6 protein-coding genes are annotated in these 4635 nt (G+C 64.4%); all 6 read right to left on the bottom strand.

Translation table 11 applies throughout. The features are described from left to right. The coding region (locus ABNS06_RS11035) for a recombination protein O N-terminal domain-containing protein (protein WP_348674650.1) at positions 1–210 on the bottom strand (210 nt) is incomplete at its 3' end. Between the two features lies 1 nt (position 211). Further along, positions 212–1117: a GTPase Era gene (gene era / locus ABNS06_RS11030; protein ID WP_348674649.1), complete on the bottom strand. Its 906-nt coding sequence runs from the start codon at positions 1115–1117 to the stop codon at positions 212–214. Beyond that, complete coding sequence (gene rnc / locus ABNS06_RS11025; protein WP_348674648.1) at positions 1114–1803, bottom strand: ribonuclease III; 690 nt, start codon at positions 1801–1803, stop codon at positions 1114–1116. The genes era and rnc overlap by 4 nt, the downstream gene beginning before the upstream one ends. Then, positions 1800–2174: a DUF4845 domain-containing protein gene (locus ABNS06_RS11020; RefSeq protein ID WP_348674647.1), complete on the bottom strand. Its 375-nt coding sequence runs from the start codon at positions 2172–2174 to the stop codon at positions 1800–1802. The genes rnc and ABNS06_RS11020 overlap by 4 nt, the downstream gene beginning before the upstream one ends. 44 nt (positions 2175–2218) lie before the next feature. Next, positions 2219–2998 carry a signal peptidase I gene (gene lepB, locus ABNS06_RS11015; RefSeq protein ID WP_348674646.1) on the bottom strand — a complete coding sequence of 260 codons (780 nt, stop codon included), beginning with the start codon at positions 2996–2998 and terminating at the stop codon, positions 2219–2221. Between the two features lies 1 nt (position 2999). Beyond that, positions 3000–4635: translation elongation factor 4 (gene lepA, locus ABNS06_RS11010; protein ID WP_348674645.1), on the bottom strand; the 1636-nt coding region annotated here is incomplete at its 5' end.

Below are 4635 nucleotides of genomic sequence, written 5' to 3'. Positions count from 1 at the left end.
CGTGTGCAGCTCGCCGCCGCCGGACCAGGCCAGCGCGAATTCCTGCAACGGTTCCAGACGGCTGTTTCGCCCGCCGCGACGCGCGCCCCTGGCAACCAGGCCCACGCGGCCGTGCTCGGCGGTCAGACACTCGACGATCAGGCTGGTCTCGCGATAGCCACGACGATGTAACACGACGCCCACGTCCTGGATGCGCCGGGAGGCCACCATGTCAGGGGGAATCGGGCAGATCGAACCCCAGTGAAGCCAGCGCCCGCTCATCATCGGCCCAGCCGCGCTTCACCCGGCACCAGAGTTGCAGATGCAGCCCCTGGCCCAGATCGGCCTGGATCGCCTTGCGGGCCTCGCTGCCAACCTGCTTGAGGCGCGCGCCCCGCTTGCCGATGACGATGCCCTTGTGACTGTCCCGCGCGACCCAGATCACCGCGCTGACATTCCGGCGGCCGTCGTCCATCGGTTCGTCGGACTCGATCTCCACGGTGATCGCGTACGGCAGCTCCTGGTCCAGCGACATGAACAGACGCTCGCGGATCAGTTCGGCCATGCGGAAATGCTCGCCGCGATCGGTGACCTGCTCGGGCTCGAACAGGAACGGTGATTCCGGCAGCACCCGCACCAGTTCCTCCATCAGCGCATCCAGGTTGTTGCCCTTGGCGGCCGACAGCGGCACGACGAAGTCGAACGCGCGCCGCGCACCGGTCTCCGCGAGAAACGGCATCAGCGTCGCCTTGTCCTTGACCAGATCGACCTTGGTCACGACCAGCCCCACCGGACAGCGCACGGAACGCAGACGCTCCAGCACCGCGGCATCCTCGTCGGTCCAGCGGTTCGACTGCACCAGCCACAGCACACAGTCGGCGTCACGCACCGAGTCTCCGGCGGTCCGGTTGAGCATGCGGTTCATCGCGGACTTGCCGCCGGTGTGAATGCCGGGGGTGTCAACGAAGATCATCTGCACGGTCTCGTCGGTGCGGATGCCGAGAATCCGATGTCGGGTCGTCTGTGGCTTGGGCGTGGTGATGCTGACCCGTGAGCCCACCAGGGCATTGATCAGCGTTGACTTGCCGACGTTGGGTCGGCCAACCACCGCGATGAAACCGGCGCGTGTCTCGCTCATGCCTGCGACGTCACCCGGAACACCGATTCCAGACAGGCGCGAGCGGCATCCTGTTCCGCCTTGCGACGGCTGGTGCCGCGCCCCTCGAACACCTCGCCGGAGTCCGGCAGTTCGCAGTTCGCGCGCATCTGCTGACGATGCTGCGCCCCGGTGACTTCAACGATGCTGTATTCGGGTAGCGGCCGGCCGTCCCGCTGCAAGACCTCCTGCAGGCGGGTCTTGGCATCCTTGAGCGCTTCGGCATCGGGCAGATGATCCAGGCGCCCCGAGAACAGACGTCGGATCACCTCGGCGGCGGCATCAAACCCGCGATCCAGATAAATCGCCCCGAACAGGGCCTCGACCGCATCGGCCAGAATCGAGGCACGGCGATGCCCGCCGGTGGCCTTTTCACCCATCCCCAGGCTGATCCAGTCGCCCAGTCCCAGTTCCCGGCCGATGTCCGCCAGCGTGCTGCCCCGCACCAGTGCGGCGCGGATTCGCGACAAATCGCCCTCATCGGCGTCGGGCTGGCGCAGGTAGAGCTCGGCCGCGACCACGAAGTTCAGCAAACCGTCGCCCAGAAACTCCAGCCGCTCGTTGTGCTGCCGGCCCGCGCTACGATGCCTCAACGCCTGTTCGAGCAGACGCTGATTGGCGAATTCATAGCCGATGGCACGCTGCAACGCGGCCGGAGACGGATTCACGAGGTCCGGATCCTCACCGCGTCCTTGAACTGGATCTTCAGCGAGATGTTGGCGAACAACGGCACCTCCACGGCGTAGTCGTAGGAGATGATGCGGGTGTTGTCGTCGCGCTCGATCTTGATGTCCTTGGTCTTCAGCTGCTTGACGTCGTCGATATCGAATCGACGTTGCAGCGCGCGGCGAATCTCGAACGGCGACTCCTTCGAGTAGGACGGATCGTCGGCGACCGACTTGACCGCCGAGGCGATTTCCATCTGCGCCAGATATATCGGTGTGCACTTGATCGTGACCAGCGCGACAAAGCCGATCACGCCGAACACGAACAGCATGCCCCAGAGCCCGAGGCCCTTCTGATGCGTCAGCCCTTGCATACCTACCCCCTGTCGTTTCGGTCGACGTGCTTCGACCCACGCCGTCAGTGAATGAGATCGCCGATGCGCGACAGCGCCGGACGGTTGTGCTCGCCATCCCAGCTCATCCAGATCAGCATCGCCTTGCCGACCAGATTGCGCTCCGGGACCGGGCCCCAGCGTCGGCTGTCATCCGAGCCATCCCGATTGTCACCCATCGCGAAATAGTGCCCCTCGGGCACCGTGTAGCGGAAGTCCTTCGCCGGGGCGCGCGGATTCACCAGAATGCCGTGCTGTACCCCGTTGAGCGTTTCCTGGTACTCCGTGGCGTAGCGATGACGCGGGTCCGCGCTCTGGTACAGCCCGATCGGCTCGATCTCCACCGCCTCGCCGTTGACCGTGAGCACCTTGCCGCGGTACTCGATCTCGTCGCCCGGCAAGCCCACGATGCGCTTGATGAAATCCTTGCTCGGGTCCTCCGGATAACGAAAGACCACGACATCCCCGCGCTCGGGCAACCCCAGCGGCAACACCTCGGTATGGAACACCGGCAGACGCAACCCGTAGCTGAACTTGTTGACCAGGATGAAATCACCGACGTGCAGCGTCGGGATCATCGACCCGGACGGAATCCGGAACGGCTCGGCGATGAACGAGCGCAGCACCAGCACGATCAGGATGACCGGAAAGAACGAGCGGGAAATCTCGATCGGCCCGGAGGGTTTGCGGTCGGGCGCCCTGGACTTGGCCCAGAACAGGACATCCAGCAGGTAGATCACGCCCGTCGCCAGGGCCAGGATCAGCAGGATGGCGGCGAAATCGAGATGCACGTCGTCCGCGAACATGTCAGTCCCCGCTCGTGTTGAGCATGGTCAGGAATGCTTCCTGAGGGATTTCGACCTTTCCGAATTGCTTCATCCGCTTCTTTCCAGCCTTCTGCTTTTCCAGCAACTTGCGCTTGCGCGACACGTCGCCGCCGTAGCACTTCGCCGTCACGTTCTTTCTCAGCGCCTTGACCGTGGAGCGCGCGAGAATTCTCGAACCGATCGCGGCCTGGATCGCCACGTCGAACATCTGCCGGGGAATGATGTCGGCCAGCCGTTCGGCGTAGTCGCGACCCCGTCCGTAGGCCATGTCCCGATGCACGATGCTGGACAGGGCGTCGACACGATCACCGTTGATCAGCACATCCAGCCGCACCAGCGCCGCAGGCTCGAACCGGGCGAACTCGTATTCGAAGGATGCGTAGCCCCGGGATACCGACTTCAGACGATCGAAGAAATCGACGACGACTTCCGCCATCGGCAGCTCGAAGGCCATGGTGACCTGACGACCGTGATACGTCATCCGCTGCTGGCTGCCCCGCTTTTCGATGCAAAGCTGCATCACGGCACCGATGTACTCCTGCGGCAGCAGGATGCGCGCGTTGATCACCGGCTCCTCGATATGGTCGATCTCGCCCGGATCCGGCAGATCGGCCGGATTGTCGACCTCGATGACATCGCCATCGACCATCACGACACGGTAGATCACCGTGGGCGCGGTGGTGATCAGATCGATGTTGTATTCGCGCTCCAGCCGCTCCTGCACGATTTCCATGTGCAGCATGCCGAGGAAGCCGCAGCGAAAACCGAATCCGAGCGCGCCGGAGTTTTCCGGCTCGAATTGCAGGGCGGCATCGTTGAGGCTCAGCTTTTCCAGCGCCTCGCGCATGTCCTCGAAATCGTCGGAGCTGATCGGGAACAGCCCGGCGAAAACACGGGGCTGCATGCGCTTGAACCCGGGGAGTCGCGTCGCGCAGGGACGTGCGGCCAGCGTCAGCGTATCCCCCACCGGGGCGCCGTGAATGTCCTTGATGCCGGCGACCAGATAGCCGACTTCCCCGCACTCCAGGCGCTGACGCTCGGTACGCTTCGGCGAAAACGTGCCGACGCCATCGACCTGAAAGTCGCGCCCGGTGGACATCACGCGAATCTTGTCGCCCTTGCCGACGCTGCCGTTGACGATGCGGATGAGCGAGACGACGCCGAGGTAGTTGTCGAACCAGGAATCGATGATCAGGGCCTGCAATTCGCCGTCGGGATCGCCGACGGGTGGAGGTACCCGCTGCACCAGCGCGTTGAGCGCCTCGCGGATGCCGATGCCGGACTTGGCGCTGGTCCGGATCGCGTCGCGCGCCTCCAGCCCGATCACGTCCTCGATCTCCGCGGCCACCCGCTCGGGCTCGGCAGCGGGCAGATCGATCTTGTTCAGGACCGGGACGATTTCCAGGTCCTGCTCGATCGCCGTGTAGGTGTTCGCGACGGTCTGCGCCTCCACACCCTGCGACGCATCCACGACCAGCAGCGCGCCCTCGCAGGCCGCGAGCGAGCGCGAGACCTCGTAGGAAAAATCGACGTGCCCGGGGGTGTCGATGAAGTTCAGCTGATAGGTCTCGCCGTCATCCGCCTCGAAATCCAGCCGCACCGCCTGCGCCTTGATG

The sequence above is a fragment of the uncultured Abyssibacter sp. genome, from assembly GCF_964000955.1.
In the GTDB taxonomy this organism is placed as follows: domain Bacteria; phylum Pseudomonadota; class Gammaproteobacteria; order Nevskiales; family OUC007; genus Abyssibacter.
The sequence above is the reverse complement of the archived record's forward strand: the minus strand, read 5'-3'. Positions and strand labels throughout refer to the sequence as shown.